We start from the raw sequence: 24,373 nt of genomic DNA on the forward strand, positions 1-24,373 counted from the left end.
CAACGCCACAAAAACCACGGGAATCCGAGGCTTTTATCCCGCCAGCAGCGGCGCTGCCGCGCGTTCCGGCCGACGCCAGTCGATACCCTCCAGCAGCATCGACAGCTGCGCAGGCGTGAGGCTCACCTTGCCCGTCTTCGTCATCGGCCACACGAACCGGCCCCGGTCCATCCGCTTCGAGAACAGGCACAGCCCCTGGCCATCGTACCACAAGAGCTTGACCAGATCGCCGCGCTTGCCCCGGAACGCGAACAGCGCGCCTGAATGCGGGCTCGCCTCCAGCACCTGCTGCACCAGCACCGCCAGGCCATCGAACCCCTTCCGCATATCGGTCGCGCCGCACGCCAGGTACACCCGGGCCGACGCAGGAAGCGGGATCATCGCCCGAGCACGGCGATCACCCGCGACAGCGCTTCCGCATCGACCGCGCTATCGACGGTGATGCGGATGCCCGACCGCAGCTCGATCGCGATCTGCCCCACGCCCGATGCACGCGAGGGCGGCGGCAGTATCACGGGTTCGGTGACCTCGACCTCGGCGAGACTGACCTGCTGCGGTTGCCGGGTCGGGCTCGCCAACGCCCCAGACATCGCCTGGCGTCGCCACGTGTAGAGCAATCCGCTGCTGACCTCATGGCGCTCAATCGCCCCGCGCACCGAACCGCCAGGACCAAAGGCATCGCCCAGGATCAGCAGCTTCTGCTCCACCGTCCAGCGCCGCCGGCCTGAAACGCGCCCCACAATCTCAATCTGACCACTCATACGAGCACTCGTATGACTGCTCGCTACCACCGCAAGGCGGCCTTCACGCCACGGTTACGCTTCCCGGCCTAAGTTGCCTCGAAGCAGGTGGTCGGCAATCCGACCCACTTTAGGGCAGACGCCATTCATTGGCTGGGAAGTGCTGGACGTCAACTGTCGGGTAAAGCGGTAAAGCTGCCGTTAGAGCCGCAGCCTACGAACGTCGCATTCTGGTCGAAAGCTGCTGTCGGACTGGAACGGCAGCTATGTCACTTTCGTCGCCCGAAACCCGCCAGTCCGTAACCGGCCCAATCCCTGTCAGTCGATTGACGACAACGCGGGAGCCGATCTTGCAAGCTAGTTCCCCGCTTTGCGAGACTGAGTGGGCAATCGGCCCGACGTCCCCTCACTTCCCCAACTCAAACGCTACCGTCTGCGACCGCGCCACCGGCTAGGCCTTGCCTGCGGCGTCGCGGGCCGGGGCGAAGGTGTAGCGGGTGGGCATGGCGCGGCAGGCGAGGGCGTCGAATTTGGGTGAGCCGCTGCTCTTGGCGACTGCGCATCGGGTGATGCGGCCGGTTTCGTCGACCAGATAGTCGAGGGTGACGCGGGCGTCGGGGTCGCCCGGCAGTTTCGATACGGTCAGGGACACGTCCGCGGGAAACTTCCGTTTGCTGTCGCTCTTTTCGAGGATCCAGCTGACCGTGAAGCGGTAGATGCCGTTCATCGGCTTGCCAGCTTCGTCCGTCGCCGGTTTGAACTTGCCGCGCTTCATCGCCGCGGCGCAGGCCTGTCCGTCGAAATCCTCCCAGCCGCTGGAGAAGGCGATGTAGCAGGCCTGGGGCTTGCCATTGGCACCGATGAAGATGTCGGCCTCGGTAAAGCCGGTTTTGTCCAGGATGGCGGGCCGAAGCGGATAGTCGCCGGGGACCAGCCATTCCTTCGCGTTGGTCGGCGAGGGCGGCGCGAAGGGTGCGGGGGCTTCCTGGCCGAGGATCAAGGCAATCAGCAGTGCGTGCATCGGTTCTGGTCCCCCTTCGGCGCGAACGGCGTTCGGGTGGCCCGACCGTTGCTTCTCCGCGATCGTTGCGCAGCTTTTTGCCGGGGCGCAATCGCCATCCGGATGACTGGTCCGAATGGAACCAGTCTTCGAGGCCGGGGCGGTGGCCGGGCGCCGTTCGCCTTTCGCGACTAGCGCGGGCTCAGCTGGCTGGGCTCCGGCCTTCGCCGGAGCACGGGGTGGATTGGGCGAGGGGTAACCGCCCTGACCTCAGGGGGCGGCTGGCGTGTCGCCGCCCTGCCGCGGCGTCAGGAGTAGAAGGGGATGCGGTTGAGCGCGTAGCCGTTGCCGCGGGGGGCGAAGATGAGCTGGTGGGTCAGGTCCTCGACCACCAGCAGGACTTCGCCCTTGCGGATCGGGCCGGGGGCTTCGCCGTCGTCGGCGCCAGGCTGGAACGCGCGCAGCTTTCGGTCGCGGATGGCGGCGATCACGTCCGGGGTGAAGATCGCGTCATAGTGGGCGAGGAACCCGGCGCGGGTGGTGGCGGAGCGGGCGGGTTCGGTGCCGCTGAAATCCTTGAACGGGAGGGCGACCATGTCGGCGACCTTTTGCCGGTCGTTCGCGAGGACAGCCTGGCGGAAGGCGTCGAAGAAACGGTCGAAGCGGGCGTCCGCGAGGGTTGGGGCGGCTGGCGCCGGGGCGACGCGGGCGGGTGCGGCGGCGGGCGCGGCGAGGGTAGCGGCAGGGAGCAGGAGCGACGGTGCGGTTGCGATCAGGAGAAGGGGCTTCAGCAGGGGACGCATCGGGGGCTCCTTTGGCGGCCGGGGCCGGGGTGGATGACCAGGCTGTGGACCCTGCGCGGGGGGTGCGCAAGGATCCGCCTGTGCCCGGGGCGGGCTGGAGGCGTGAACGCGGATCGGCGGGAAAATTTCCGCGGGCCATGTCACAGCGGCGGGGGCTGTCTCGTCATGATCCTGGAGGCGCCGATGGTCGGCGCGCGACGAGGAGCAGATCATGGGTTCGACGGCTCGACTGACCTGGCATGAGGTGGCGCCCGCGGGGGCCAAGGCGTTGTTCGGCATTCACCAGTATCTGATGCACGAGACCGGGTTGCCCGAGGAGATGATTCACCTGGTCTTTCTGCGCGTATCGCAGATCAACGGGTGCGCGCATTGCATCGACCTGCACACGCGCGACCTGATGAAGACGATGGCGGCGGAGAAGGTGGCGCTGGTGCCCGTCTGGGCGGAGGTGCCGCATCTGTTTCCCGAGCCCTATCGCGCGGCGCTGGCATGGGCGGAGGAGGTCACGTTGCTGCCCGAAACGCATGCGTCGGACGCGGCCTATTCCGCCGCGGCGGCGGCGTTCGCGCCGAAGGATCTGGTCGACCTGACGCTGGCGATCGCGGCGATGAACGCGTTCAACCGGCTGGGCGCGCCGTTCCGGCTGCCGGTGCGGGCGAAACCGTAAGCGCTCAGGCGGCGGCGGGCTGGTGGAAGGCAGCGCGGTGGGCGGCGAGGAAGTCGGCGAGGCGGGTCGGCGGGCGGCCGGTGACCTGTTCGACCTGGGCGGAGACGCGGTCCTCCGATCCTTGCGCGATCGCTTCGTCCATGCGGGCGAGCGTCTCGGCATAGGGAGCGGGGAGGCCGTGGGCCATGTGGCGGCGGGCGAGATCGTCGACCGACAGGTGGATGTGGCGGACCGGGTGCGGGGCGACGGCGGAGAGGTGCCGCGCCACATCGTCATAGGACAGCGCCTCGGGGCCGGTCAGCAGGCGATCGCCGGGCACCAGCGCCGGGTCGGTCAGCGCCTGAACCGCGACCGCGGCGATGTCTGCGGCGTCGATGAAGGGGATGCGGCCGTCCTGCGTCGCGGAGTAGATGGCGGCCTCGTCGCGGATCGCGGGGAGATGCTGGGTGACGAAATTCTGCATGAACCAGGTCGGGCGCAGCGCGGTCCAGCGGGGCGCGTTGGCGTGGAGCCATGCGTGGACCTGGCCCATCATCGGGCCGCCCATGGGGAGGGACGAGGCGCTGAGCAGCACGAAGCGGGCGACGCCGCGATCGAGCGCCCGTTCCAGCAGCGGGCGCATGACGGGGAGATGGTCGCTGCGGTCGGTGGGGGCGACGAGGTAGAGCGCGTCGACGCCGTCGAGCGCGGCGGCGTGGGTCGCGGTGTCGCTCCAGTCGAAGCGGATCTGGTCGGGCGCGCTCGGGCTGCGGGTGGCGATACGCGTGTCGATGCCGCGATCGGCGAGCAGCCGGGCGACGATCGAACCGGTGGTGCCGGTGCCGCCGGTGACCAGGATGCGATCAGCCATGATCGGCGCCCTCGCCGGCAAGCGCATCGACGACCGCGCCGCCGCGAAGCGCGCGCAGCAGGACCAGCGGGTTCCAGTAGTCGCGATAGTGGACGATGCGTCCGTCCCGGGTGCGGATGATCGAGATATAGCGCTGGTCATAGGGCTCGTCGGTCGAGAGGCCGCGGCCGAAGCCGTCGAACTCGACCAGGGTGACATCGGGGTCGGTGGTGGCGAACACGGTGGGCCGGCCCATGCGGTCGAAGGCGATCCGGCCGCCCAGATCCTGAAGATGGCGGGCGATCGCCGCCTTGCCGTCGAGGCGGGTGGTCATGCCGGGGGGCGCATAGGGGAAGTCCATCACTGCGTCGTCGGCCAGCATGTCGAGGAAGCTGGTCGCGTCCGCGGCGATGCGGTCGCCCAGCGCCAGGCGCAGGAGCGCCGAAAAGCTTTCAATCTCGTCTGTCATTCCCTATCTCCAAGGTTCGACGGAACGATCGCGTTCCATCCGAGATATAGGAGCGCATCGATGGAACGCAACCGTTCCGACGAACGCGGAAGCGGGTCCCGCGTTCCCAGCGGCGCGGCGGTCATGCGCAGCGACGTGACCGACAGGCTGACGCGGACCTTCTTCGAGGAATGGGCGCGCACGGGCTATGCCGGGCTGAGCCTGGAGCGGGTGGCGCGGCGTGCGGGGGTGGGCAAGGCGGCGCTGTACCGGCGCTGGCCCGACAAGGCCGCGATGGCGAGCGACCTGTTGTCGCAGGTCGGGCTGACGATCACCGATGTGGGTGAGCAGGGATCGCTGGAGGCGGACCTGGCGGCGATGCTGTTCGCGATCCGCCGGGTGCTGCGCCATGCGATGGTGCGGCGGATCTTGGTCGACCTTCATGCCGAGATCGGGCGGACGCCGGCGCTGGAGCGGGCGATCCGGCCGTTCCAGCGGGCGCGGCGCGAGCGGATGGATGCGCTGATCGACCGGGCGATCGCGCGCAGCGAGGTGTCGGCGGCGCTGGACCGCGAGACCGCGGCGGACCTGGTCGGGGCGCCGCTCTACTGGCGGCTGGCGGTGCTGGGCGGGCGATCGGACCGGGCGCATGTCGAGCGGCTGGCGCGGATGATCGCCGCCGCGCTTCGGGTGGGCGGGTGAGTGCTTGCCTGGCGGGGTTCGCGCTGTAGGCTGGGGCGATGGACGAGGCGCGTGATCAGGTGGTGGCCGGGCGGGGCTGGCGGACGGTGACGTGGGGCATTGCCCGGCGGGTCGGGTTGGCCGTGCTGGTGGCGCTGGCGCTGGTCGGGGCCTGGTCGATCAAGCAATGGTATTCCGATCCGGTCCGGCTGGCGCAGGGGGCGGTGGACGACGGGTCGGCGGCGAAGGCGGTGTCGGCGCAGCTGGCGAAGCAGCGGGCGTGCGCGCCGCTGTTGGGCGGGATCGAGCCGTTCGAGAGCTATCGCGATCCGGCGACGCTGCCGAGCGTCCAGGCGCTGCTGGCGGCGGGGCTGATCGAGCGGGTGCCCGCGGGCGAACAGCCCGAGGGCGTACGCAATCCGGTGTTCCGCACGACGCGGGCCGCCGCACCCTATCTGTCGGTTCGCACGCTCGGGGAGCGGCGCGTCGTCGAGCTTTGCTATGGCCGGCCGAAGCTGGGCTGGGTCTATCTGGAGACCGATGGCAGCGTGAACCCGTTGCCGGTGATGCGGTTCAACTACACGATCGGCGACCGGCCGGCATGGGTCGACCGGGCGGACATTCGCGCGGCGTTCCCGTTCCTGAACGACCTGACGGGTGCGCCGGTGCTCCATTATGGCGGCGTGCGCTTTGGCGGGGGCAGGACGGCGGACGTGGCCAGGTTGACGGTCAGCCCCGAGCTGGACGTGGACGCGGCGGTGCCGGGGTTCAGCTTCTGTCCGCCGCGAGGGGCGCCGCAGCCTGACGTCTGCAAGCGGCGCAGCGACGACTGAAGCGGCGTCAGGCGCCGGACGGGGTGCCGCTGTCCTGGTCCTGGGGCAGCGGGATCGGCGTCGAGCGGCAGATGGTGCGCAGCGCCTGTTTCAGCCCCTCCTCGATCGTCGGGTGATAGAAGGGCAGTTCGAGCAGCTCGGTCGCGGTGAGGCCGCGCTGGATCGCCCAGGCGAGCATGTGCGCGAGATGCTCGCCGCCGGGCGCGATCAGGTCGGCGCCGATCAGGCGGCCATGGGGGGCGGCGGCGTAGAGGGTGAGGACGCCTTCGTTGCGGCCCTCGACCCGGGCGCGGCCCTGGTCGCCGAAATCGGCGGTGCCGGTGACCGCGCTATCGGCCTCGGCCTGGCCGATGGTGGCGAGCGCGGGTTCGGTGAAGGTGATGCTGAAGGCGGTGTTGCGATCCGTCTTGATCGGCGCGGGCCAGGCGGCGGCGTTGCGCCCGGCGATGGCGCCGTCGTGCGAGGCCTCGTGCAGCAGCGGCAGGTCGGCGGCGACGTCTCCTGCGAGGAAGATCGCGCTGTCACCGCAGCGCATCGTCGCGCGGTCGTGCAGGGGCACGCCGTCGTCGTCGAGCTCGAGCCCGGTCTTGTCGAGCGCGAGGCCGCCGAGCTGCGGCTTGCGGCCGACCGCGACGAGGATCTTGTCGAAGACCGCCTCGCCGGTGTCGTCGCCGGTCCAGTGGAGGCGGGCGCCCTGCTCGGCGGGTTCGGGCGTGACCTGGACGCCGAGGTGCAGCGCGAGGTCGCGTTCCAGCACCTCGCGCAAGGTGGCGTGGACCCTGGGGCAGCGCAGCTTGGCGAGATGGCGGCCCTTGTCGAACAGCGCGACCTCGACGCCGAGATGGGCGAAGGCCTGGGCCAGCTCCAGCCCGATCGCGCCCGAGCCGACCACCGCCAGCCGCTTGGGCAGGTCGGGAAGCTCGAACACGGTGTCGCTGGTAAGCGCGGCATCGCCCAGCGCCTTGAACGGATCGGGCAGGACCGGGGCGGAACCGGTGGCGATGACGATCGCTCGCGCCTCGATCGTGCGGCCGTCGTCCAGCACCAGCCGGTTGGGGCCGTCGAACGCGGCGCGGGCGCGGATGGCGACGCCATCGGGCAGGCGCTCGATCGACTTGCGGGTGAATGCGGCGAAGCGGTCGCGCTCGCTGCGGACGCGGCGGAGCACGGCGGGCCCGTCGATCCGCACGCCCTGGACCTCGATCCCGAACAGGTCGGCGCGGCCGATCGCATGCGCTTCCTTCGCCGCGGCGATCAGCAATTTGGACGGCATGCAGCCGACGGTCGCGCAGGTGGTGCCGGTGAAATCGGGGTCGATGAGCAGCGTCGAGGCCCCGTTCTTCCGCGCCGCCCGCTCGGCAGCGAGGCCGGCGGTGCCGGCCCCGATCACCGCGACGTCGCACTGCATCGCCTTTGCCATCATGCGCCGCCGATCTTGATCGACTTGACGTTGACGAACTCCTTCAGCCCCTCCGGACCGTGCTCGCGGCCATAGCCCGAATTCTTGACCCCGCCGAAGGGCAGGTCGGGCGAGGCGACGTCGAAGCTGTTGATGAACACCATGCCGGTGTCGAAATGCTTCGCGGCCAGCTCGCGCGCCTTGTCGACGTCGCGGCTGAAGATACCGCCGCCCAGGCCGTAGCGGCTGCCATTGGCGATGCGCATCGCGTCCTCGTCATCCTTCGCGCGGATGATCGCGGCGGCCGGGCCGAACAGCTCGTCGTCATGGGCGGGCTGGCCCGGGGCGACATCGACGAGGACGGTTGCGGGGTAGAACCAGCCGGTGCGGTCGGGGATCTCGCCGCCGACGAGGACGCGCGCGCCCTTGGCGACGCTTTCCTCGACCTGTTTGTGGAGCTGGTCGCGCTGGCGGCGGCTGACGAGCGGGCCGAGCTGGGTCGCGCTGTCGGTCGGGTCGCCGATGCGGATCGCCGCGAAGCTGTCGGCATAGGCCTTCACGAAGGCATCGTAGTTGCTGTCGGTGACGATGAAGCGCTTGGCGTTCACGCAGGTCTGGCCGTTATTGTAGAGGCGACCGGCGACGCAGGTCTTCACCGCCAGGTCGAGATCGGCATCGTCGAGCACCAGATAGGCATCGTTCGAGCCCAGCTCGAGCACGGTCTTCTTCACCACCTCGGCCGCCTTGACCGCGACGGCGCGGCCGGCGCGGTCGCTGCCGGTCAGGGTGATGCCGCGCACCAGGTCGTTCTCGACGATCTTGTCCGACTGGTCATGGGTGATGATCAGCACGCCGAACAGGCCCTTGGGCAGGCCGGCGCGTTCGAACAGGTCGCGCAGGAACAGCCCGCTGCCGGTGCAATTCTCGGCATGTTTCAGCAGCACGCCATTGCCCGCCATCAGGCTGGCGATCGAATAGCGCACCGCCTGATAGGCGGGGAAGTTCCAGGGCTGGATGCCGTAGATCACGCCGAGCGGGGCATGGGTGACATAGGCGGTGGCGCCGCCGCCCTCGCGGGTCTCGTCGGCCAGGACCTTGGGGCCGTGCTTGGCGGTATAGTCGCAGATCGCGGCGACCAGATCGACCTCGTCGCGGCTGTCGCCGATCAGCTTGCCGACTTCGCGCGTCATCAACTGGGCAAAGTCCTCCTTCGCGTCGCGCAGACCCTGGCCGATGGCGGCGATGACCTGGGCGCGATCCTCGAGGCTGCGCAGCCGCCAGTCGAGAAAGGCGTCATGGCTGGCCTGTACGATGCCGGCGGCTTCGTCGTCCGACATGTAGCTGTAGGTCTCGATCACCTGCTCGGTCAGCGGATTGATCGTCTGGAACTGGGTATCGCTCATGAAATCGGGATCCTTGCGAGACGTGGGGGGGAGGGCGGCAGGCGGGTCAGCCGTGCCGCGAACGATGGGCGGCGAGCGTCTTTTCGACGTCGGACAGCGCCCTTGTGACTTCGCTGCGCCAGCCCTGATCGGGCAGGCGGCGGACCGCCGAATGGGCGGCGCAGACGATCGGCGTGCCGGACCAGCGATCGGCAAGGTCGCGCGCCCAGCCGGCAAAGGCATCGGCGGCGCCGGCACGCGGCTCCAGCGCCTTGCCCAGCATCGGGTGGAAGCGCAGGCGCGACTGTGGGAGGATCTTTCGCAGCAGCCCCGGCGCGGCCAGGACGTTGAGCGTGTCATCGACATGGACGATCCCGCTGGCGCGGTGCCGCACCAGCACCGATGCGGCATGGACGCTGTCGTCGCCGGTAACGAGCCGGAGCCCGTCGGGAACGGCGAACGCCAGATCGTCGGCGAACTCGGCCTGGGTCGCCGCGTCCTCGATCACGCCGGTTTCCCAAGGGAGTTCGGGCACCTGATCGCGGTGGCGCTGAGTCCCGATCAGGCGCGCGTGGGGGAGGAGGCGATGCGCCGCCTGGCAGTGGAGCGTGTGGAACGGGTGGACGTTGATGATCGCCTCGATCGCGGCGCCATTGTCGGTCAGCGCCAGCAGGCCGGCCTTGTCGTCGTCGCTGACCGAATAGCTGTCGAGCAGCAGATATCGGCCATTGGCGCGCCGGATCAGCGACATCTGGGTGCCGACATCGAGGATGCCGCCGATCTTGAAGCTGCCGCGAAAGTTCCAGAACTGATCGGCCAGCTGCCGCATCGATCAACCTTGCTGTCAGGGGTTCAAACGACCCGCAGGCCGCTGCCGATCAAAAGCCCTGAACCCATCGGAAGGTTCCTTGCAGGCAATTCGATTGTGTACAATATTATTGCAAGTGGCTTTGTGGAGATTTCAGGCTATCGTCATGGATATGCGATGTTTCTCCCGAGATTGTGTCGAACGGACGGGGCTTGCTGCGGGTGCGGTGCGCCGAGCCGGTACTAAAGCGGGTGGAGAGGCATGAGCCCGGCAGCAACCGAAGCGGCAGTCGAGGCCGATCCGCTGGCACTCGATCGCCAGCTCTGCTTCCAATTCTATGCGGCGAGCAACCTGATCAATCGCCTCTACGCACCGGTTCTGGGCGAGTTGGGGCTGACCTATCCGCAATATCTGGTGATGCTGGTGCTGTGGGAAGGCGACGGCCTGTCGGTTGGCGCGCTCGGCCGGCGGCTGCATCTCGACAGCGGCACGGTCACGCCGCTGCTCAAGCGCATGGAAGCGCTGGGCCTCGTCCGCCGCGAGCGCGACCGTAGCGACGAGCGCCGGGTCCAGGTCCGGCTGACCGAGGCCGGCCGCGACCTGCGCGCCCGCGCGGTCAGCGTTCCTGCGACCATGTCTCGCGGTCACGATCCGGGCGAGCTCGACGCGCTGCGCGAAACGATCAGCGGGCTTGTCGGCCTGCTCGCCGAGGCGCAGGCCAGACGCTGATCGCGGTATCGACGACAACTTGGCAGCGGATTCGCTGGCGTCGACTGATCTCGCGTCAATGGTGATGCTCACGCCTGGGCCAGGCAGGCGCTGACCGCCGCGGGCTGCGCGCGGCGTACCGGCTTTTTGCAACCCCCATGTCCGATCGTGTGACGGCTTCTCGTTCAGGGATGCAGGAGCGCCTCTGGCGCGTGGACGAGGAGGGTCGGATGACACGCATCATGGCGGCGATCGGGCTGGCGGCGATGCTGACGGCATGTGGTGGGGGCGCCTCCGGCAACACGGCCGGCACCGCGGCGCAACCAGGAGGTGCGACCGAGGTAGGGGTCAGCGAGGCGGTCCTCGACGCCTGCGCGCATATCGACCGGGCGGCGATCGAACGCAGCCTGGGCGTCACGATCCACAGCGCGGAACTGAGCGCAGTGCGCGACGGCAGCGCCGGCAATGGTGACCGCTTTTCGCAATGCGCGTTCAATTTTGGCGGGATGAACATGCTGATCGTCGGGACCGGCATTTCCCACGGTACTCCGAGCATCGCCGAGCAGGTCGAGAGCATGCGCGGCGAGATGGGGATGGCCACCAGCACAGCTGCCGAAGCGGTCTCCGGCCTCGGCAAGGCGGCGTTGTGGAACCCGGAATTGCATGGCCTCTACGTGTTCATGGGAGACAGGCGGTACCTCGCACTGACCTTGTACAAGGTCGGGGCCCCCGATCAGAAGGCAGCGGCGATCGCCCTTGCCCGCGCGCTGGGAGCCTGAGCGATGCGGGCGATCCTGATTGGGACGGCGCTGGCGATGACGCTGACCGCCGCGGCACCCGTGCCGGGGCCGAGTGCCCCTTGGGTGCTGAGGGGCGACGGGCTGGGGCGGACGGTCGCCGGCCGGCAGCAGCTGCTGCGGTTCGGCATCTCGCGCGCGGCGGCGACTGCGGCAGTGAGTGCTGCGCTGGGAAAACCGACCTCCAGCCAGACCTCGCCCGATTGCGGGCAGGGCGTGCCGATGGTGCTGGTCAGCTACAAGGGCGGGCTGACGCTGCAGTTCCTGAAGGGGAAATTCTCGGGCTGGTCGATCGACCCGCCGGCCGATCCGCGATTGAAGACGCCCGCCGGCATCGCGATCGGGTCGACCCGCACCGCGGTGATGAAGGCCTATCCGGATGCCGAGGTCGATGACGGGTCGCTGGGTGTCATGTTCACCCGGGAGGACGGACCCTCGGGCTTTCTCGACGGCACCAGGCCGGGCGCACGGGTGATCGGCCTGTTCGCCGGCGAAACCTGCATGATCTCGTGACCGCACAGGGGGTATCCACATGACCAGTCGCCATATCGCCGCGCTGAGCCTGCTCGCGCTTGCCGCCTGCTCGTCGCAGTCGCCCGAGTCCGATCCCAAGGCGCTGGCGAACGTTGCCGCGACCGAGGCGGTCGCGGCGCCCGCCGCGACCCCCAGTGCTGCGCCGACTGCGGAGGTCGCCGTGCAGCCGGGCTTCGACCCGGACACGGCGCCGGTCGTCGATGCGAAGCTTGGCGCCTGGCCCTATTTCGGGATCATGGACGGGTATGAGAAGTTCCGGCCAGAGATCATGCCGACGTCGGACGGCGCCCGGTTCCTGGAGGACGTTCCCTATGATCGCTGGGAATTCTTCGACGGGCACAAGCTGATCCCGGTCGAGGGCCGCACCATCATCACTGGCGGCAAGGGCAGCAGCGCGTCCTTCTTCCAGGTGCAGAAGACCTATGAGAAGCTGGTCCACGATCTGGGCGGCGTCACCGTGTACGAGGGGTCGGGCAAGCCGCTGAAAGACAATAGGCTGATGTTCCAGGACAAGAGGTTCCGGGCGAACTATGTCTATGAAGAAGACCAGATGGGCGTGTACATGCTGCGCACCCCGACCAGCCAGATCTGGGTCGAGGTCTATCATCCTTGGGAAGACAATTCGAAGAATTACTGGCTGACCATCGTCGAGAAGAAGGCGCTGGAGGTGAAGGTGAGGCTGGTGCCTGCCGACGAGCTGAAACGCGGGCTCGACAGTGCGGGTCACGTCGCACTCTATCTGAACTTCGATACCGACAAGGCCGCGATCCGCCCCGAGGCGCAGCCGGTCATTGCCGAGATCGTCAAGCTGCTCCAGGCCGACCCCTCGCTGAAGCTCGAGGTGCAGGGGCATACCGACACCGCAGGCACGGCGGCCCATAATGTGACGCTGTCGCAAGGCCGCGCGGCGGCGGTGGTCGCCGCGTTGCGGGCGCAGGGCATCGCCGCCGATCGCCTGGTCGCCAGGGGCTATGGCCAGGACAAGCCGATCGCCGACAATGGCTCGGAAGAGGGCCGAGCGAGGAACCGGCGCGTCGAACTCGTGAAGCGCTGAGACCCGTTTCCGATGCCGAGACCGCACATTGCGTTTGCGCGCGACGGGTCGATCAGCGTCACGGGCGCGCCTCTGCTCGAATGACCGGGTCCGCGTGGGGCCGGTGGCCGATCTTCGCCTCAGCCGCCTACCATTCGGCCACCAGCTTGCCGAAATGCCCGCCCGAGGCCTGGAGCCGGAAGGCGTCGCCCAGGGCATCGAGCGGGAAGCTTTGGTCGATGACCGGGCGGATGCCGGTCGCGTCGAGTGCGCGGACAAAGTCCTGCTGGTGGCGGCGGCTGCCGACGATCAGGCCGTGCAGCCGCTGATGACGGGCCATCAGCGCGGCGGTGGGCACCGGGCCGGCGGCGCCGGTCAGGACGCCGATCAGGGCGATATGGCCGGCGACGCGCGCGGCCTGGATCGACTGGGCCAGCGTTCCCGGGCCGCCGACCTCGACCACATGATCGACGCCGCGGCCGTCGGTCAGGTCGCGCACGCGGGCGCCCCAATTCTCGACCTCGCGGTAGTTGATGCCGTGTTCGGCGCCGAGTGCGCGAGCCCGTTCGAGCTTCTCGTCCGAGGAGGAGGTGACGATCACCCGCGCGCCCATCGCCCGGGCCAGCTGAAGCGCGAAGATCGACACGCCGCCGGTGCCGAGGATCAGCACGGTGTCGCCAGCCTTGAGCCCGCCATGGACGATCAGCGCCCGCCACGCGGTGAGCCCGGCGGTCGTCAGCGTCGCCGCCTCGGCATGGCTGTAGCCGGCCGGCGCATGGGTGAAGGCGGTTGCCGGGGCGATCACAGCCTCACGGGCATAGCCGTCGATCCCGTCACCAGGCGTGCGCGAGAAATCATCGAGCACCGGATCGCCGCCCAGCCAGTCGGGGAAGAAGGTGGACACGACGGCATCGCCGGCTGCGAATTCGGTGACGCCGCTGCCCACCGCCTCGACCACGCCGGCGCCGTCGGACATCGGGATGCGGCCGTCGGCGGCGCCCATCCGGCCGGTGACGACGCCGAGATCGTGAAAGTTGAGCGAAGTGGCGTGGAGGCGGACGCGGATTTCGCCGGGGCCGGGTTGGCCGGGGTCGGGCAGGTCGATCGCTCGCAGGCCGTCGAGCCCTAAGCTGCCGTTGGACTGGATCGCCTTCATCGTCGCTGCTCCATCAAATGGCGTGTCCGCGCAGGACGCGCCGGCGGGTGATTGGCTCCGCGTGGGAAGCCTGAAAACGGTGGCCGGAGATGCGGCGGCGGTGATGTGCGCGAGCCTGTCCGCGCGGCGCGATCAGGGGGTCGGGGCCGCGCTCTCCACGACCTCGGCGCAACCCTCGATACAGGGCGGCTCGGGTGGCGGCGCCTTCTGGATCGCGACCGAATAGGTGAGCTGGTCCGGGGTTGCCTTGCGGATGGTGATCGCCAGGTCGCGGATGGTGATGCTGCGCTGGCCAACCGGCAGCGTATCGGTCTGGCCCGAGCCGGGATGGACGAGGTCGTCGATCGAATAGCCGCGGATCTCGAACTGGATCTCGCCGCCCTTTATCCCCTGAAAGGCGATGTCGTAGATGCGGCCAACCTCGATCGCGGGATAGTCGGCCGGGTCGGGGATCTGGGTGCCTTTGGAATAGTCGCGCGGCGGCACGATCGGCTGGCCAACCGCGACGGTCTGCACCGTTCCGAAGGTCGCGGGCGGCGGCGCGGTCGACCGGATCACCGGCGTCTCGGGCGACGCCGCCATCCGGTCATGGAGCATGCGCGGCGAAATGCCGTTGCCGGTCGTGCCGAGCAGCGCATCGGTAAAGGCCGCATCGTCGATCCGCAGCGGGAAGAAGCCGGCGCGCTCGCGTGCGGCCGCATCGGCGCAGACGAAGTCGAGCTGGGCGCGATCGATCGCGGTGGTTGGCGGCGCGAGTTCGGCGTCGGCGCGCGTCGAGGTGTCGATCACCTGATCGTCGTCGCCGAACCGCTGGATGCCGACCCAGCCGATGCGCGACCGCGCGCAATCGACCTGCACGAAGTCGAGCGTCATCGCGACCGGGTCCCCTGGGCGGCGGATGACCTGGCGAGCGGCAAAGCGTATGATCCCGCCGTCGCGCTCGATCGAGCCGATATCGACGAACACCGCCGAATGGTCGTCGCGCCCGGCATACCACCAGGGCGCAGCGGCGGCCGGGGTGGCGAACATCGTGAGTGTTCCGACACCCAACATCCACAACTTCATGGCCTTTGCCCTTTCGTATTTCGAGCCTGCTGAGACCCTTCGCGCGTGGTGCCATTTTTTTGCGTCGAGGTCCCCCTTGGCATCGACTGGAGTGGCAGGACGAGCGAGCGTCCGGTGCTCAGGGATCGCGTGGAATATCTTAACGCACTTGCGGTAGCGTGGGCCGAGAATAGTTGCGACAGGCAGATAGGTGATGGGTCTTCGAAAGACGGTTCGGGCAGCACCGATCCGGCGTGGTCGGCACTATCGGCCCAATGATGCGAGGCGTGCTCGCAAACGCGTGATTAGTTGGATTGCTGGTGCTGCCCTTGGTGGGTTGACGTTGGGTGTCGGCAGCGCGGCTACGACTGAAACCGGGCGTCAGCGGTTATCGGAGGCCGCTCGCTCGATCGCGATCGAAATGGGGGTGGTTCGGCGGCGGGCGCCCCAAGCCGGAGATGAATGGCGCAACTGCGACTCCGCTCGCGCGGCAGGGACCGCGCCGATCTACCGCGGCGAGCCGGGATATCGCGAATGGCTCGACCGCGACGCTGACGGCATTGCCTGCGAGCCCTATCGCGGGCGTTGATCGGGGTTAGCCGGTTGGAGGATTTATCTACGCCAGCACGCGCATCGCGAATGCGGCGGCGGCGGCGAGGCCGCTCTGGTCGACGCTGTGGCCGATGCCGGGCGAGGCATGGGTTTCGACCGCGAGGCCGGCAGCTGTCAGTTGTTTCTCGGCCAGGTCCATCGAGCGGAAGGGGACGACATTGTCCTGGGTGCCGTGGATCAGCAGGACCGGCGGGCGGCTCCTGATTTCGGACTCGAGCGCTTCGGGCGCGACCAGCATGCCGGACATGCCGATGATCCCGGCGACGGGCTCGGCGCGGCGCAGGCCGACATGGAGCGCCATCATCGTGCCCTGGCTGAACCCGACGAGCAGGACGCGGTCGGCGGTCAGTCCCGCCTTATCCATCTCGTGCGTGATGAAGGCGTCGAGCACCGGCGCGGCCGCGGCGGCGCCGGCGGCGCGCTCGGCCATCGAGAAGGTCTCGATCGGCCACCATTGATAGGCCGCGGCCATGCGCGGCAGTTGCGACGGGGCATTGGGCGCGACGAAGGCTGCACCGGGCAGGACCGGCTGGATCATCCGCGCCAGCGAGATCAGGTCGTCGCCATTCGAGCCATAGCCATGGATCAGGATGACGAGCGCGTCCGGACTGGAGCCGGACAAAGGGGCGAGGCGGGGACCGTCGAGCGACACACAGAACCTTTCAACCGGAGCGCCGCCGGCGGGCGCCGTCGACGCGAATGCGTGGAGGGCGGTGTCGAGGATGGCAGGCGGCATGGCAACCGCAAATCCGGTGAGTGGTGCCGCGGCGCCGATCCAGCCTCAGTGGTCGAGTTCGAACCCGACCGATTGCGTCCGGACGACCGGCCAGGCCTTGCCCGCGGCGTCGCGGGCCGGTGCGAAACTGTATCGTGCCGGCATCGCGCGACAGGCCAGTTGGTCGAATTTGGGCGAGCCGCTGCTGTCGCTGACCGCGCAGCGGGTGATCCGCCCGGTCTCGTCCACCAGATATTTGAGAGTCACGCGGGCGGAGGTGCCGCCTTCGGGAAGCTTCGACACCGACAGCGTGACGTCCGCCGGCAGCTTCGGTCGGGTCCGGTCGACCATCACCCAGATGGCACGAAACCGGTAAACCCCGTTCGTCGGATTGCCCGCGTCATCGGTCGCCGGCTTGAACCGCCCGCGCTTCATTGCCGCGCCGCATGCCTGCGCGTCCAGATCCGTGACGCCGCTGCTGACCGCGACATAGCAGGCCTGCGGTTTCCCGTCGGGGCCGACGAAAATATCGGCCTGGGTGACTCCCTACTGGTCGAGACCGGCCGCGCGGGTCGGATACTCGTCAACCTCCAGCCAATTGCCGAGATTGGTCGGCGTTGCCGCCGAGAAGGAGTCCGGCGCCGCCTGAGCGAGGACAAGCGCAACCAGTGAAACGAGCATCCTGTGTCCCCCCAAGCCATCAACCGAACAAAGTCGAGCGCGACTGCCGGTACGAACAGTTGCGCCGTTGCGGGAGCGATTGCAAGTTCACGCAAATGTTCGGGTAATGGTCTTTGGCGAGATATCGAAATCGGTTGCCGGCGGCCAAAAGCGGACAGCGCCACCGGCAGAGCCACGTCACCCGCGCATCCTATGGTCTTTGTCGGGCAGGGATTACCCGTTGCCGAGCGTCTTGCTGAGCCGCACCAGCGTCGGATCATTGTCGATCGGGTGACGCTCGAAGCCCATCTCATGCTCGATCGTGATTGCGGTGCGATTCTCGCGGTCCTCGATCGCCTCCAGCGTGCGATAGCCGCGGTCGCGCGCCTGAGTGACGAGGTGGTCGAGCAGCGTCCAGCCGATGCCGCGCTGCTTCATGTCGCCGCGCAGCGCGATCGCCGCCTCCGCGGTCTCGCCCGCGTCGTCGCCCGCCAGCATCGCGGCGGCGAGGATCGAACCGTCGTCGTCCAGCGCGATCAGGCTGAGCGTACGATCGTCGTCGGTGCGGGTCATCGCGGCAAGGCGGTCGCGGCTCACCTCACCGATGCCGGTCAGGAAGCGAAAGCGCAGATCCTCGGGTGTCACCCGGGCGAAGAAGTCGGCAAGCCGGGCCTCGTCGTCGCCGCGCGCCGGGCGGACGTTGAGGCGAACGCCGTCGCGGGTGATCAGCAATCGGGTGTCGGGGGTCGTCATGGCTGCCTCCTGTGACGGTTGCGATGCTGGCCCGATCGGAGCGGGGCCGCGTTGATCCCGATCAAGTGCCGAGACGCTCGACAGGTTCCCGGGAGCGCTGATAGCATCACTCGACACAGAGGTTCGGGGAGGATTGCCGTGATGCGAGTCGGTCTATCTGCCTGTTGCGTGATTGCCGCGATGCTGGTCGGGGGGACCGCATCGGCACAGACGCTGCCCACCCGGGACGCGGAGATTGCGCTGGCCGGTTATTCGGACTGCGTCGTCGCGCGAAAGGCCTATCGCGCACCGGTGACGACCTTTCTGCGTACGGTGCCTGGAAGCGCCGATTTCTACGATAATGGACTGAAGGCCGCGGATCTGAGCTGCCTGAACGCGGCGGCGGCACGGCAGCGGTCGAAGCTGGTCATGCGAATCCAGCCCGAAGCATATCGCGAGGCGCTCTACCCGGCGCTGTACCGGCGCGACTTCGGCAAGCGGGGGCCGCCGGCGGGTCTCGCCGCGGTGCCGCCGCTGCAGCTTGCAGGCGAGTTCGCCGAAGATCTGGCCACGCTGCCGGCGTCTTACCGGCCGGGCCGCGCGCTGGGCGACTGCGTCTCGCGCCAGTCGCCGCAGTCGGTGCACGCGCTGCTGACCGCAACACCCTATTCGAAGAAGGAGGATGATGCAGTTCGGGCGCTGCAGCCGATGCTGGAACAGTGCCTTCCCGAGGGAAAGGCGTTCCAGTTCAGCCGTGCGACGCTGCGCGCCTATATGGGCGAGGCGATGTACAAGCTGTCGGAAGCCGCGACGCAGTCCTGACATCCTGATCCGCACGGCGGAGACTGCGCCAAAGCGGAGCGATCCGGTTGCGCGGGGTGGCCGAGGCAGGGCAGGTTTGGTGCATGATCAGACCTGCCTGTAGCGCGCTCGCGCTGAGTCTCGTGTCGGCTGTCGCCCGCGCGCAACCGGTTCCGCCGATCTCGGTGCCGCCCGCGCCACCGGTCGCTCCGCAACCGATGCTCATAGAACTCGTCCCCGGGGCCGTGCGGTGCGATGACGGGGTTGGCCCCGCCGCGGTCCAGCCGGTGCGGCTGGAGCAGCCCTTCCCCGTGCGGGTCGAGGGGCAACCGGGCTGGAGCGTGACGCCGATGCGGTTGCATTTCCGCATCGATGCTCAGGGACGGGCACTTGGCATCAGCCAGGCGGCGATCGTCACTCCGGCACCCATGACGGGCGGAGGGCGGTTCTATTATACCGGCTCCGACCTGGTGCCCGCGCTGGCAGCGTCGCGCTTTGCCGCGGGACAGGCGCGGGACCGGTGCAGCATGACCGTTGCCGCGCGCGCTTTCACCGCCGACGAGGTGCCTGTCGCGCTGGTGCGACGCTATCTGGTCTCGCCGCATTCCAGGGGCTGGGGTGAGGAAGCGTTCTTCCGCCGCGCCCACCCGGCCGATAGCGACTGTCTCGGTGCCGGGTCGCCGAAGGTACGGATGCGCGCCATGCCGGCATTCGAGACGATTCCGATCGAGCCGGGTGGCCGGGCCTATGCGATGGTCGGGTTCGATATCGACCGCCAGGGCCGGCCGACCGGGGTCAGGATCGTCGAATCGGACGGCAATGCCGCACTGGATCGCGCCTCGGTCGACAGCGTCCGGCGATCGCGCTTCGCGCCCGAGGCACGGCAGGGCTGCACCTATCCCTATTGGCGCACCAGCGAGGTGCCGCTGCCCGCGCCCGCGACGCCGGACAAGGCCGCGCTGACTCCGGCCGATGCGCGGTGCCCGGCGGCGGATACCGCCTGGCTCTCGATGCCGCGGCTCGTCTTTCCGCGAGGCTTCGCCACGCGCCGGGTCGAGGGATGGGCGGTCATCGGCTATGACGTCGCGCCCTGGGGCCAGACGGGCAATGTCCGCGTCCTGGCTGCCGAGCCCGCTGCTGCCTTTGGCGACCGGGCGCGCGAGATCGTCATGGGCGCGCGCCAGGCGCCGTCGGCTGCCGGGCGGAGCGGGTGTGTGGACCTGGTGCGCTTCGTCATGCCTCAAGCGGGACGCGACGGTGCCGAGGACGGGGCCGAGGCGGAGTAGGCGGGAGACCCGTTACACCACGGTGGCGATGACCGATCGCCAGTGGCGATGAAGCGCGTCGATGTCCCCGCTGGTGAGGATCGGCATGGCATCGGCCAGATCGTCGTCGCTCCAGTCCCACCAGCGCAGTTCGAGCAGGCGCTCGATCTGGCCTTCGTCAAACCGCTTGCGAATGACGCTGGCGGGATTGCCGCCGACGATCGCATAGGGCTCGACGTCTTTCGAGACCAAGGCGCGTGTGCCGATCACGGCGCCGTCCCCGATCCTGACGCCCGGCATGATGATCGCCTCCGATCCGATCCATACATCGTTGCCGATGACGGTATCGCCCGCGGGCCGGAACCCATCGCGTGCGCCGGAAAAAGCGGGGACGTCGGGCATCCAGAAAAAGGGAAAGGTGCTGATCCAGTCGGTACGATGCCCCTGATTTCCGGCCATGATGAAGGCCGCTCCCGAGCCGATCGAGCAGAATGAGCCGATGACAAGACGGTCGGCCCCTTCGTCCCGGGTCAGGAACCGGGCACAGTCATCGAAACCATGACCGTGATAAAAGCCGGAATAATAGCTGTAGCGCCCGACCTGAATGTTGGGATTGGTCACGATCCGATCGAGCGTGATGCCCTTGAACGGGCTTTCGAAGACATTGTGCGTGATGGCTACCATGAGTTCGCGGGCCGCAGACGCGGCAACCCTTCACCCGGAGCTTCCGGATGAGCGGAGGCAGGCGATCCGCTAGGTCGCCTGCCCGGCTTTCCGCGTCATCGACGCGGAAGCACGGTGATGGTGGTACAGTCCGCCGCCTTCATCGCGACAGGATCGCGCAATCGCGTCGCGCTGCCAAGTCCCAGGGTGCCGATGCTCGGCACTCCTCCCATTTACCGCCATTCGGCGCGGAGAAAGGGGCGGGCCGCCTTGCCAGGCCGCTCACACCGCCATCGTGTCGTACACCACGACTTTGCGCCACAAATGGCTGCATTTGGCGACGAACGCCTGATGGATCGGATGGTCCTGATAGGTCTTCTGGTCGGCGGTGCTGTCGAAGAACATCAGTTCGGACACGTCATAGCTGTTGTCGACGACGTCGCGCTGTTCGGTCGAGGCCGGGACGCCGATATGGAGGTCGCGGATCACCTCGATCTGCTTGAGCGTGCGCAGGCCGGCGATCAGTTCGGCGCGATCGGCGGCGGAGCCGGCATTGTTGAGCCAGAAGAAGACGTGATGGATCAGCCTGGCGTTGGCGGCCCGGGTTGCGGGCGCTGCGGCGGCCTGGGTGGCGGCGAGCGCCGCGCCGCCGGCGATCCCGGCTGCGACCACTGACTTCATCATTCCCCTGCGGTCGGCGTCCATCGCTTGTCTCCTGGTGCTGTCGATCGGCGGCAGCTTTGCGGGGCGGGGGCGGGGTCGGTCAAGGACGTTGGGGTCGGGGGTGGTTGGTCGCGGTCCGGCAGAACGAGCCCGGTTTGGACAGGCGCCGCTCCGACCCTCGCTGCAAGCGGAAGCGAATGTGGGCCAGGCTATAACCGCAGGTTTGACGCCTGCGAAACATTACCGCTGGCTGGCGGCGCGGCGCCCGACCATGGATCGATTCAGAACCCTACCCGCTGCAGGCCGGTGGGAGGGCGCAGGACGGGCAGGGAGGACAGCGGCATGACAGGGCGAAACGCATCGGTGCGGGGCGAGCGGATGGCGCGGGTGCGCATGGCGCTGGCGACGCTGTTGCTGCTGATCCTGACGATCGCGGGGCTGCAGGCGGCGCGGGCGCAGGGCGTGGTGTCGGCTGCCGATCCGCGCGCGTCTGAGGCTGGCGTCGAGATGCTGCGCGCCGGCGGGAGCGCCGCCGACGCCGCGCTGGCGATGATGCTGACGCTGACCGTGGTGGAGCCGCAGTCGAGCGGGATCGGCGGGGGCGGCTTCTTCGTCCATCACGATGCGCGGCGTGGGCTGATCGACACGATCGACGGGCGCGAGCGGGCGCCGGCGGCGGCAGGCCCCGACCGGTTCCTGGGCGCGGACGGCAAGCCCTTGCCCTATGACCGCGCCTATCCCGGCGGACTGTCGGTCGGCATTCCCGGCAATATCCGCTTGGCCGAGGAAGCGCATCGCCGCTGGGGCAAGCTGCCCTGGGCGCGGCTGTTCGAACCGGCGATCCGCCATGCCGAGCAGGGCTATACCGTCTCGCCGATGATGGCGCGGTTCATTGCCGGATCCGCCGAGCGGTGGCGCGATTTCCCCGAGACCCAGGCGCTCTACGCGCCCGGCGGCACACCGCTCACGGTCGGCGCGACGGTGCGCAATCCGAAGCTGGCCGCGCTGCTGAAGCGGATCGCCGCCGAGGGGCCGGCTGCCTTCTACCGCGGCGACAATGCCGAAGCGATCATCGCCGCCGCCGGCGGATCGCGGCTGAACCCCGCGGCGATCACCGCGGATGATCTTGCCGGCTATACCGCGACGCCGCGCAATGCGGTGTGCACCCGCTATCGCGTCTACAAGATCTGCGGCATGGGCCCGCCCTCGTCGGGGGCGACGACCGTGTTCGGCATCCTCGGCATGATCGAGCGGTTCGACCTCGCGAAACTGGGACCCGACTCGCCCGATGCCTGGCATGTGATCGCCGAGGCGATGCGCCTGTCCTATGCCGATCGCGGCCACTATATTGGCGACCCCGATTTCGTCGCGGTGCCGCTGACCGGACTGATCGATCCCGCCTATCTCGCGCAGCGATCGCGGCTGATCCGGATGGATCGCGCGCTGCCGTCCGTCCGTCACGGTACCCCGCCGGGCGCCGCGCCCCGCGGAACGCCGAGCAAGTCGACCGAGAAAGGGACGACGCATTTCTCCGCCGTGGATGCCGAGGGCAATGTCGTCGCGATGACCTCGACGATCGAGGACATCTGGGGCAGCCAGTTGATGGCGAACGGCATGATGCTGAACAACGAGCTGACCGATTTCAGTCTGGCGCCGGTCCGCGACGGGCTGCCGGTCGCGAACAGGGTGCAGGCGGGCAAACGGCCGCTGTCGTCGATGTCGCCGACGATCGTCTATGACGCACAGGATCGTCCGATCCTGGCGCTGGGTTCGGCAGGCGGCCCGCGCATCATCATGCATGTGACCAAGACGCTGATCGGCGTGCTCGACTTCGGCCTGTCCGCCGACGAGGCGATCGCGCTGCCCAATCTGTTCTTCGACGGGAACACCGTGCTGATGGAGCGCTCGGCGCGGACCGGGGCGATCGTCGCGGGGCTTCGCGCCAAGGGACACAATGCGCGCGAGGCGTCGCTGGGGTCCAAGGTCAACGCCGTCCAGCGCATCGGCGACCGCTGGCAGGGCGCCGCCGATCCGCGCAGCGAAGGCACTGCATTGACGCAGTAATGTCGGACGCCGGATGGGAGTGAGCGGTACGCCTGGGGGAACGGATGGGCGCGCCCCCGGTTGATCCCGATCATCCCCTGTTCGGAGAGCTGAATTGAACAAGATCCTGATCGCGCTCGCACCGGCCGTGCTGGTTGCCGGCTGCGGCGAGAATGCCAATGAGGCCGCCGCCGACCGCATGGAAGACAGGGCCGAGGCGAACGCCGCCGCCGCCGGCCCGACCCCGGTCGCGCTGGGCCTGAGCGAGGCCCAGCTGCTCGACGCCAATCTGGTCGGCGCAAACAATGTCGAGCTCGGCGACGTTAACAGCCTCGTCCGCGGCCCGTCGGGCGCGGTCGAGGGGCTGGTCGTCGAGGTCGAGGACAGCAATCCCGAGCGGCATGTGCAGGTGCCGATCAACGGCCTGACGGTCGTCACCCGCGGGACCGATACCGACCTGTCGACGACGATGACGAAGGAACAGCTGGCGGCACTGCCCGAGGCGAAGCTGCCGGTTCAATAAGGTCGGTGTCACCGGGCGCCGCATCGGGCGCCCGGTGATCCGCATATCTTCCGATTACGGAAGCAGGTGGTTCGTCGTGATCGTCTTGCCGTCGGTGCTGACCGAGGCATAGCCGTCTTCCTTGATGTCGTTGGACTTCAGGCGGCCCTCCACATCGAGGCGCAGCGTGTGCTTGTTGCTGAACGCGTCGGGCGAGGACAGGCGGACGCCCGACCAGGCATAGCGGCTATAGACTCCGTCCAGCTTCGGCTTCTCGCCGTCCATCACGCCCTTCAAGGCGGCGGCATTCACCTGGGACAGCGGGATCAGATGATCCTCGAGATTGAACTTGGACGCATCGCCGCCCATTACCGAAATCTCGACCGGCCGGGGCTCGCTGAACGTGCCCGTCTTCACGTCGAGCGTCGTGTCGAGCAGCTTCCGCGGATCGCTGGGGTTCTGATACTGCACCGTGCAGAGCGTCATCTGGCCCTGGGGCTCGTCGTCGCTGCTGTCGATCTCGCTGCCCGAGCTGAAGAAGGACGAGATTTCGGACACCTTGGTATCGGCGCCGAGATGCTTGGCGATGGCGCGGAAGCAGACATCGGGGCCCTCGGCCAGGGTCGGCACATTGGCGCTGGCGGTCTCGGTCGTCGTGGCAGGTCCTGCCGCGGCTCCGGCCGCCGGCGTGGCGGCACCCTTGTCAGCCGCGGCGTTGGACCCGGCATCGCCGCCGCCGCAGGCGGACAGGCCGAGCGAAAGCCCGACCGCGAGGCAAAGCGCGGTGGACTGCGTCCTGGAAATCATGCGGTACTCCCTCTTTTATGCACCGCATTTAACCTATCATGGTTCGCT

General features: G+C 68.4%; 30 protein-coding genes. 12 read left to right on the forward strand and 18 right to left on the reverse strand.

The window, feature by feature from the left end; genetic code table 11:
- Positions 1 to 33: 33 nt before the first annotated feature.
- The 4 genes from tnpB to ACZ1H8_RS13875 form a co-directional block, all read right to left on the reverse strand.
- The gene (tnpB, locus tag ACZ1H8_RS13860; protein WP_465177757.1) at positions 34 to 381 is read right to left on the reverse strand and encodes an IS66 family insertion sequence element accessory protein TnpB; all 348 of its coding nucleotides are present in this window, start codon (positions 379 to 381) and stop codon (positions 34 to 36) included.
- The gene (tnpA, locus tag ACZ1H8_RS13865) at positions 378 to 761 is read right to left on the reverse strand and encodes an IS66-like element accessory protein TnpA (protein WP_465177758.1); all 384 of its coding nucleotides are present in this window, start codon (positions 759 to 761) and stop codon (positions 378 to 380) included. The genes tnpB and tnpA overlap by 4 nt, the downstream gene beginning before the upstream one ends.
- A gap of 430 nt (positions 762 to 1,191) precedes the next feature.
- Positions 1,192 to 1,761, reverse strand: coding sequence for a TonB family protein (locus ACZ1H8_RS13870; RefSeq protein WP_465177759.1), 570 nt, complete (start codon positions 1,759 to 1,761; stop codon positions 1,192 to 1,194).
- 287 nt (positions 1,762 to 2,048) lie between these two features.
- On the reverse strand, positions 2,049 to 2,543 hold the full coding sequence (locus ACZ1H8_RS13875; RefSeq protein ID WP_465177760.1) for a hypothetical protein: 495 nt from the start codon (positions 2,541 to 2,543) through the stop codon (positions 2,049 to 2,051).
- Positions 2,544 to 2,754: 211 nt separating this feature from the next.
- Between ACZ1H8_RS13875 and ACZ1H8_RS13880 the strand changes: the two genes are divergently transcribed.
- Entirely contained in the window at positions 2,755 to 3,210 is a 456-nt protein-coding gene (locus ACZ1H8_RS13880) for a carboxymuconolactone decarboxylase family protein (protein ID WP_465177761.1), read from the forward strand.
- 4 nt (positions 3,211 to 3,214) lie between these two features.
- On the opposite strand, the gene ACZ1H8_RS13885 is transcribed toward ACZ1H8_RS13880, so the two are convergent.
- Together ACZ1H8_RS13885 and ACZ1H8_RS13890 are read right to left on the reverse strand one after the other, a co-directional pair.
- Complete coding sequence (locus ACZ1H8_RS13885) at positions 3,215 to 4,060, reverse strand: NmrA family NAD(P)-binding protein (protein ID WP_465177762.1); 846 nt, start codon at positions 4,058 to 4,060, stop codon at positions 3,215 to 3,217.
- Positions 4,053 to 4,508: a nuclear transport factor 2 family protein gene (locus ACZ1H8_RS13890; protein ID WP_465177764.1), complete on the reverse strand. Its 456-nt coding sequence runs from the start codon at positions 4,506 to 4,508 to the stop codon at positions 4,053 to 4,055. Before ACZ1H8_RS13890 ends, ACZ1H8_RS13885 begins: the two co-directional genes overlap by 8 nt.
- Before the next feature lie 60 nt (positions 4,509 to 4,568).
- On the opposite strand from ACZ1H8_RS13890, the gene ACZ1H8_RS13895 reads away from it, so the two are divergent.
- A complete protein-coding gene (locus tag ACZ1H8_RS13895; protein ID WP_465177765.1) occupies positions 4,569 to 5,189 on the forward strand; it encodes a TetR/AcrR family transcriptional regulator in 621 nt (206 codons plus the stop codon).
- 38 nt (positions 5,190 to 5,227) lie between these two features.
- Positions 5,228 to 6,001 carry a hypothetical protein gene (locus ACZ1H8_RS13900; protein WP_465177766.1) on the forward strand — a complete coding sequence of 258 codons (774 nt, stop codon included), beginning with the start codon at positions 5,228 to 5,230 and terminating at the stop codon, positions 5,999 to 6,001.
- Between the two features lie 7 nt (positions 6,002 to 6,008).
- Here ACZ1H8_RS13900 and ACZ1H8_RS13905 read toward each other — a convergent pair whose 3' ends face one another.
- Genes ACZ1H8_RS13905 through ACZ1H8_RS13915 form a run of 3 tightly spaced genes read right to left on the reverse strand, consistent with a single transcriptional unit; the run spans position 6,009 to position 9,611 of the window.
- Entirely contained in the window at positions 6,009 to 7,424 is a 1,416-nt protein-coding gene (locus tag ACZ1H8_RS13905; protein ID WP_465177767.1) for a dihydrolipoyl dehydrogenase, read from the reverse strand.
- Positions 7,421 to 8,803 (reverse strand): NAD-dependent succinate-semialdehyde dehydrogenase, encoded by a 1,383-nt coding sequence (locus ACZ1H8_RS13910; RefSeq protein ID WP_465177768.1) that lies wholly within the window; start codon positions 8,801 to 8,803, stop codon positions 7,421 to 7,423. Before ACZ1H8_RS13910 ends, ACZ1H8_RS13905 begins: the two co-directional genes overlap by 4 nt.
- Positions 8,804 to 8,849: 46 nt before the next feature.
- Entirely contained in the window at positions 8,850 to 9,611 is a 762-nt protein-coding gene (locus ACZ1H8_RS13915) for a hypothetical protein (RefSeq protein WP_465177769.1), read from the reverse strand.
- Positions 9,612 to 9,851: 240 nt separating this feature from the next.
- On the opposite strand from ACZ1H8_RS13915, the gene ACZ1H8_RS13920 reads away from it, so the two are divergent.
- The 4 genes from ACZ1H8_RS13920 to ACZ1H8_RS13935 all read left to right on the forward strand — a co-directional run bounded on the left by ACZ1H8_RS13920 (position 9,852) and on the right by ACZ1H8_RS13935 (position 12,683).
- The gene (locus tag ACZ1H8_RS13920) at positions 9,852 to 10,319 is read left to right on the forward strand and encodes a MarR family winged helix-turn-helix transcriptional regulator (RefSeq protein ID WP_465177770.1); all 468 of its coding nucleotides are present in this window, start codon (positions 9,852 to 9,854) and stop codon (positions 10,317 to 10,319) included.
- A 137-nt stretch (positions 10,320 to 10,456) separates the two neighbouring features.
- Complete coding sequence (locus ACZ1H8_RS13925; RefSeq protein ID WP_465177771.1) at positions 10,457 to 11,077, forward strand: hypothetical protein; 621 nt, start codon at positions 10,457 to 10,459, stop codon at positions 11,075 to 11,077.
- Between the two features lie 3 nt (positions 11,078 to 11,080).
- The gene (locus ACZ1H8_RS13930; protein ID WP_465177772.1) at positions 11,081 to 11,608 is read left to right on the forward strand and encodes a hypothetical protein; all 528 of its coding nucleotides are present in this window, start codon (positions 11,081 to 11,083) and stop codon (positions 11,606 to 11,608) included.
- Positions 11,609 to 11,627: 19 nt separating this feature from the next.
- Positions 11,628 to 12,683 carry an OmpA family protein gene (locus tag ACZ1H8_RS13935; RefSeq protein ID WP_465177773.1) on the forward strand — a complete coding sequence of 352 codons (1,056 nt, stop codon included), beginning with the start codon at positions 11,628 to 11,630 and terminating at the stop codon, positions 12,681 to 12,683.
- A 127-nt stretch (positions 12,684 to 12,810) separates the two neighbouring features.
- Here ACZ1H8_RS13935 and ACZ1H8_RS13940 read toward each other — a convergent pair whose 3' ends face one another.
- Positions 12,811 to 13,818, reverse strand: a complete 1,008-nt coding sequence (locus tag ACZ1H8_RS13940; protein ID WP_465177774.1) for a zinc-dependent alcohol dehydrogenase family protein — start codon at positions 13,816 to 13,818, stop codon at positions 12,811 to 12,813.
- A 132-nt stretch (positions 13,819 to 13,950) separates the two neighbouring features.
- Positions 13,951 to 14,883 (reverse strand): hypothetical protein, encoded by a 933-nt coding sequence (locus tag ACZ1H8_RS13945; protein ID WP_465177776.1) that lies wholly within the window; start codon positions 14,881 to 14,883, stop codon positions 13,951 to 13,953.
- Between the two features lie 400 nt (positions 14,884 to 15,283).
- Here ACZ1H8_RS13945 and ACZ1H8_RS13950 point away from each other — a divergent pair, with 400 nt between their 5' ends.
- Entirely contained in the window at positions 15,284 to 15,451 is a 168-nt protein-coding gene (locus ACZ1H8_RS13950; RefSeq protein WP_465177777.1) for an excalibur calcium-binding domain-containing protein, read from the forward strand.
- Positions 15,452 to 15,478: 27 nt separating this feature from the next.
- Here ACZ1H8_RS13950 and ACZ1H8_RS13955 read toward each other — a convergent pair whose 3' ends face one another.
- The 4 genes from ACZ1H8_RS13955 to ACZ1H8_RS13970 all read right to left on the reverse strand — a co-directional run bounded on the left by ACZ1H8_RS13955 (position 15,479) and on the right by ACZ1H8_RS13970 (position 17,602).
- On the reverse strand, positions 15,479 to 16,210 hold the full coding sequence (locus ACZ1H8_RS13955; protein ID WP_465177778.1) for an alpha/beta hydrolase: 732 nt from the start codon (positions 16,208 to 16,210) through the stop codon (positions 15,479 to 15,481).
- A gap of 45 nt (positions 16,211 to 16,255) precedes the next feature.
- Complete coding sequence (locus ACZ1H8_RS13960) at positions 16,256 to 16,717, reverse strand: TonB family protein (protein WP_465181398.1); 462 nt, start codon at positions 16,715 to 16,717, stop codon at positions 16,256 to 16,258.
- 18 nt (positions 16,718 to 16,735) lie between these two features.
- On the reverse strand, positions 16,736 to 16,870 hold the full coding sequence (locus tag ACZ1H8_RS13965; RefSeq protein WP_465177780.1) for a hypothetical protein: 135 nt from the start codon (positions 16,868 to 16,870) through the stop codon (positions 16,736 to 16,738).
- A 213-nt stretch (positions 16,871 to 17,083) separates the two neighbouring features.
- A complete protein-coding gene (locus tag ACZ1H8_RS13970) occupies positions 17,084 to 17,602 on the reverse strand; it encodes an N-acetyltransferase family protein (RefSeq protein WP_465177781.1) in 519 nt (172 codons plus the stop codon).
- A gap of 168 nt (positions 17,603 to 17,770) precedes the next feature.
- Here ACZ1H8_RS13970 and ACZ1H8_RS13975 point away from each other — a divergent pair, with 168 nt between their 5' ends.
- Positions 17,771 to 18,403: a hypothetical protein gene (locus tag ACZ1H8_RS13975; protein WP_465177782.1), complete on the forward strand. Its 633-nt coding sequence runs from the start codon at positions 17,771 to 17,773 to the stop codon at positions 18,401 to 18,403.
- A gap of 197 nt (positions 18,404 to 18,600) precedes the next feature.
- A complete protein-coding gene (locus ACZ1H8_RS13980; RefSeq protein ID WP_465177783.1) occupies positions 18,601 to 19,668 on the forward strand; it encodes a TonB family protein in 1,068 nt (355 codons plus the stop codon).
- A 12-nt stretch (positions 19,669 to 19,680) separates the two neighbouring features.
- Here the strand turns inward: ACZ1H8_RS13980 and catB are convergent, their stop codons facing one another.
- Both catB and ACZ1H8_RS13990 read right to left on the reverse strand, forming a co-directional pair.
- A complete protein-coding gene (gene catB / locus ACZ1H8_RS13985; RefSeq protein WP_465177784.1) occupies positions 19,681 to 20,331 on the reverse strand; it encodes a type B chloramphenicol O-acetyltransferase in 651 nt (216 codons plus the stop codon).
- Positions 20,332 to 20,592: 261 nt separating this feature from the next.
- On the reverse strand, positions 20,593 to 21,015 hold the full coding sequence (locus ACZ1H8_RS13990) for a Dabb family protein (protein WP_465177785.1): 423 nt from the start codon (positions 21,013 to 21,015) through the stop codon (positions 20,593 to 20,595).
- 300 nt (positions 21,016 to 21,315) lie between these two features.
- Between ACZ1H8_RS13990 and ggt the strand changes: the two genes are divergently transcribed.
- Positions 21,316 to 23,037, forward strand: coding sequence for a gamma-glutamyltransferase (gene ggt, locus ACZ1H8_RS13995; protein ID WP_465177786.1), 1,722 nt, complete (start codon positions 21,316 to 21,318; stop codon positions 23,035 to 23,037).
- A gap of 94 nt (positions 23,038 to 23,131) precedes the next feature.
- Positions 23,132 to 23,539, forward strand: coding sequence for a PRC-barrel domain containing protein (locus ACZ1H8_RS14000; protein ID WP_465177787.1), 408 nt, complete (start codon positions 23,132 to 23,134; stop codon positions 23,537 to 23,539).
- Positions 23,540 to 23,593: 54 nt separating this feature from the next.
- Here the strand turns inward: ACZ1H8_RS14000 and ACZ1H8_RS14005 are convergent, their stop codons facing one another.
- On the reverse strand, positions 23,594 to 24,325 hold the full coding sequence (locus ACZ1H8_RS14005) for a hypothetical protein (RefSeq protein WP_465177788.1): 732 nt from the start codon (positions 24,323 to 24,325) through the stop codon (positions 23,594 to 23,596).
- Positions 24,326 to 24,373 lie beyond the last annotated feature (48 nt).

The sequence above is a fragment of the Sphingomonas sp. BL-S-25 genome, assembly GCF_055521555.1.

What these genes read in the sequence shown, in the direction of transcription:
- tnpB (WP_465177757.1), bottom strand. Translation starts at nt 381, where the DNA reads ATGATCCCGCTTCCTGCGTCGGCCCGGGTGTACCTGGCGTGCGGCGCG.
- tnpA (WP_465177758.1), bottom strand. Translation starts at nt 761, where the DNA reads ATGAGTGGTCAGATTGAGATTGTGGGGCGCGTTTCAGGCCGGCGGCGC.
- ACZ1H8_RS13870 (WP_465177759.1), bottom strand. Translation starts at nt 1,761, where the DNA reads ATGCACGCACTGCTGATTGCCTTGATCCTCGGCCAGGAAGCCCCCGCA.
- ACZ1H8_RS13875 (WP_465177760.1), bottom strand. Translation starts at nt 2,543, where the DNA reads ATGCGTCCCCTGCTGAAGCCCCTTCTCCTGATCGCAACCGCACCGTCG.
- ACZ1H8_RS13880 (WP_465177761.1), top strand. Translation starts at nt 2,755, where the DNA reads ATGGGTTCGACGGCTCGACTGACCTGGCATGAGGTGGCGCCCGCGGGG.
- ACZ1H8_RS13885 (WP_465177762.1), bottom strand. Translation starts at nt 4,060, where the DNA reads ATGGCTGATCGCATCCTGGTCACCGGCGGCACCGGCACCACCGGTTCG.
- ACZ1H8_RS13890 (WP_465177764.1), bottom strand. Translation starts at nt 4,508, where the DNA reads ATGACAGACGAGATTGAAAGCTTTTCGGCGCTCCTGCGCCTGGCGCTG.
- ACZ1H8_RS13895 (WP_465177765.1), top strand. Translation starts at nt 4,569, where the DNA reads ATGGAACGCAACCGTTCCGACGAACGCGGAAGCGGGTCCCGCGTTCCC.
- ACZ1H8_RS13900 (WP_465177766.1), top strand. Translation starts at nt 5,228, where the DNA reads ATGGACGAGGCGCGTGATCAGGTGGTGGCCGGGCGGGGCTGGCGGACG.
- ACZ1H8_RS13905 (WP_465177767.1), bottom strand. Translation starts at nt 7,424, where the DNA reads ATGATGGCAAAGGCGATGCAGTGCGACGTCGCGGTGATCGGGGCCGGC.
- ACZ1H8_RS13910 (WP_465177768.1), bottom strand. Translation starts at nt 8,803, where the DNA reads ATGAGCGATACCCAGTTCCAGACGATCAATCCGCTGACCGAGCAGGTG.
- ACZ1H8_RS13915 (WP_465177769.1), bottom strand. Translation starts at nt 9,611, where the DNA reads ATGCGGCAGCTGGCCGATCAGTTCTGGAACTTTCGCGGCAGCTTCAAG.
- ACZ1H8_RS13920 (WP_465177770.1), top strand. Translation starts at nt 9,852, where the DNA reads ATGAGCCCGGCAGCAACCGAAGCGGCAGTCGAGGCCGATCCGCTGGCA.
- ACZ1H8_RS13925 (WP_465177771.1), top strand. Translation starts at nt 10,457, where the DNA reads ATGTCCGATCGTGTGACGGCTTCTCGTTCAGGGATGCAGGAGCGCCTC.
- ACZ1H8_RS13930 (WP_465177772.1), top strand. Translation starts at nt 11,081, where the DNA reads ATGCGGGCGATCCTGATTGGGACGGCGCTGGCGATGACGCTGACCGCC.
- ACZ1H8_RS13935 (WP_465177773.1), top strand. Translation starts at nt 11,628, where the DNA reads ATGACCAGTCGCCATATCGCCGCGCTGAGCCTGCTCGCGCTTGCCGCC.
- ACZ1H8_RS13940 (WP_465177774.1), bottom strand. Translation starts at nt 13,818, where the DNA reads ATGAAGGCGATCCAGTCCAACGGCAGCTTAGGGCTCGACGGCCTGCGA.
- ACZ1H8_RS13945 (WP_465177776.1), bottom strand. Translation starts at nt 14,883, where the DNA reads ATGAAGTTGTGGATGTTGGGTGTCGGAACACTCACGATGTTCGCCACC.
- ACZ1H8_RS13950 (WP_465177777.1), top strand. Translation starts at nt 15,284, where the DNA reads ATGGGGGTGGTTCGGCGGCGGGCGCCCCAAGCCGGAGATGAATGGCGC.
- ACZ1H8_RS13955 (WP_465177778.1), bottom strand. Translation starts at nt 16,210, where the DNA reads ATGCCGCCTGCCATCCTCGACACCGCCCTCCACGCATTCGCGTCGACG.
- ACZ1H8_RS13965 (WP_465177780.1), bottom strand. Translation starts at nt 16,870, where the DNA reads ATGCTCGTTTCACTGGTTGCGCTTGTCCTCGCTCAGGCGGCGCCGGAC.
- ACZ1H8_RS13970 (WP_465177781.1), bottom strand. Translation starts at nt 17,602, where the DNA reads ATGACGACCCCCGACACCCGATTGCTGATCACCCGCGACGGCGTTCGC.
- ACZ1H8_RS13980 (WP_465177783.1), top strand. Translation starts at nt 18,601, where the DNA reads ATGCTCATAGAACTCGTCCCCGGGGCCGTGCGGTGCGATGACGGGGTT.
- catB (WP_465177784.1), bottom strand. Translation starts at nt 20,331, where the DNA reads ATGGTAGCCATCACGCACAATGTCTTCGAAAGCCCGTTCAAGGGCATC.
- ACZ1H8_RS13990 (WP_465177785.1), bottom strand. Translation starts at nt 21,015, where the DNA reads ATGGACGCCGACCGCAGGGGAATGATGAAGTCAGTGGTCGCAGCCGGG.
- ggt (WP_465177786.1), top strand. Translation starts at nt 21,316, where the DNA reads ATGACAGGGCGAAACGCATCGGTGCGGGGCGAGCGGATGGCGCGGGTG.
- ACZ1H8_RS14005 (WP_465177788.1), bottom strand. Translation starts at nt 24,325, where the DNA reads ATGATTTCCAGGACGCAGTCCACCGCGCTTTGCCTCGCGGTCGGGCTT.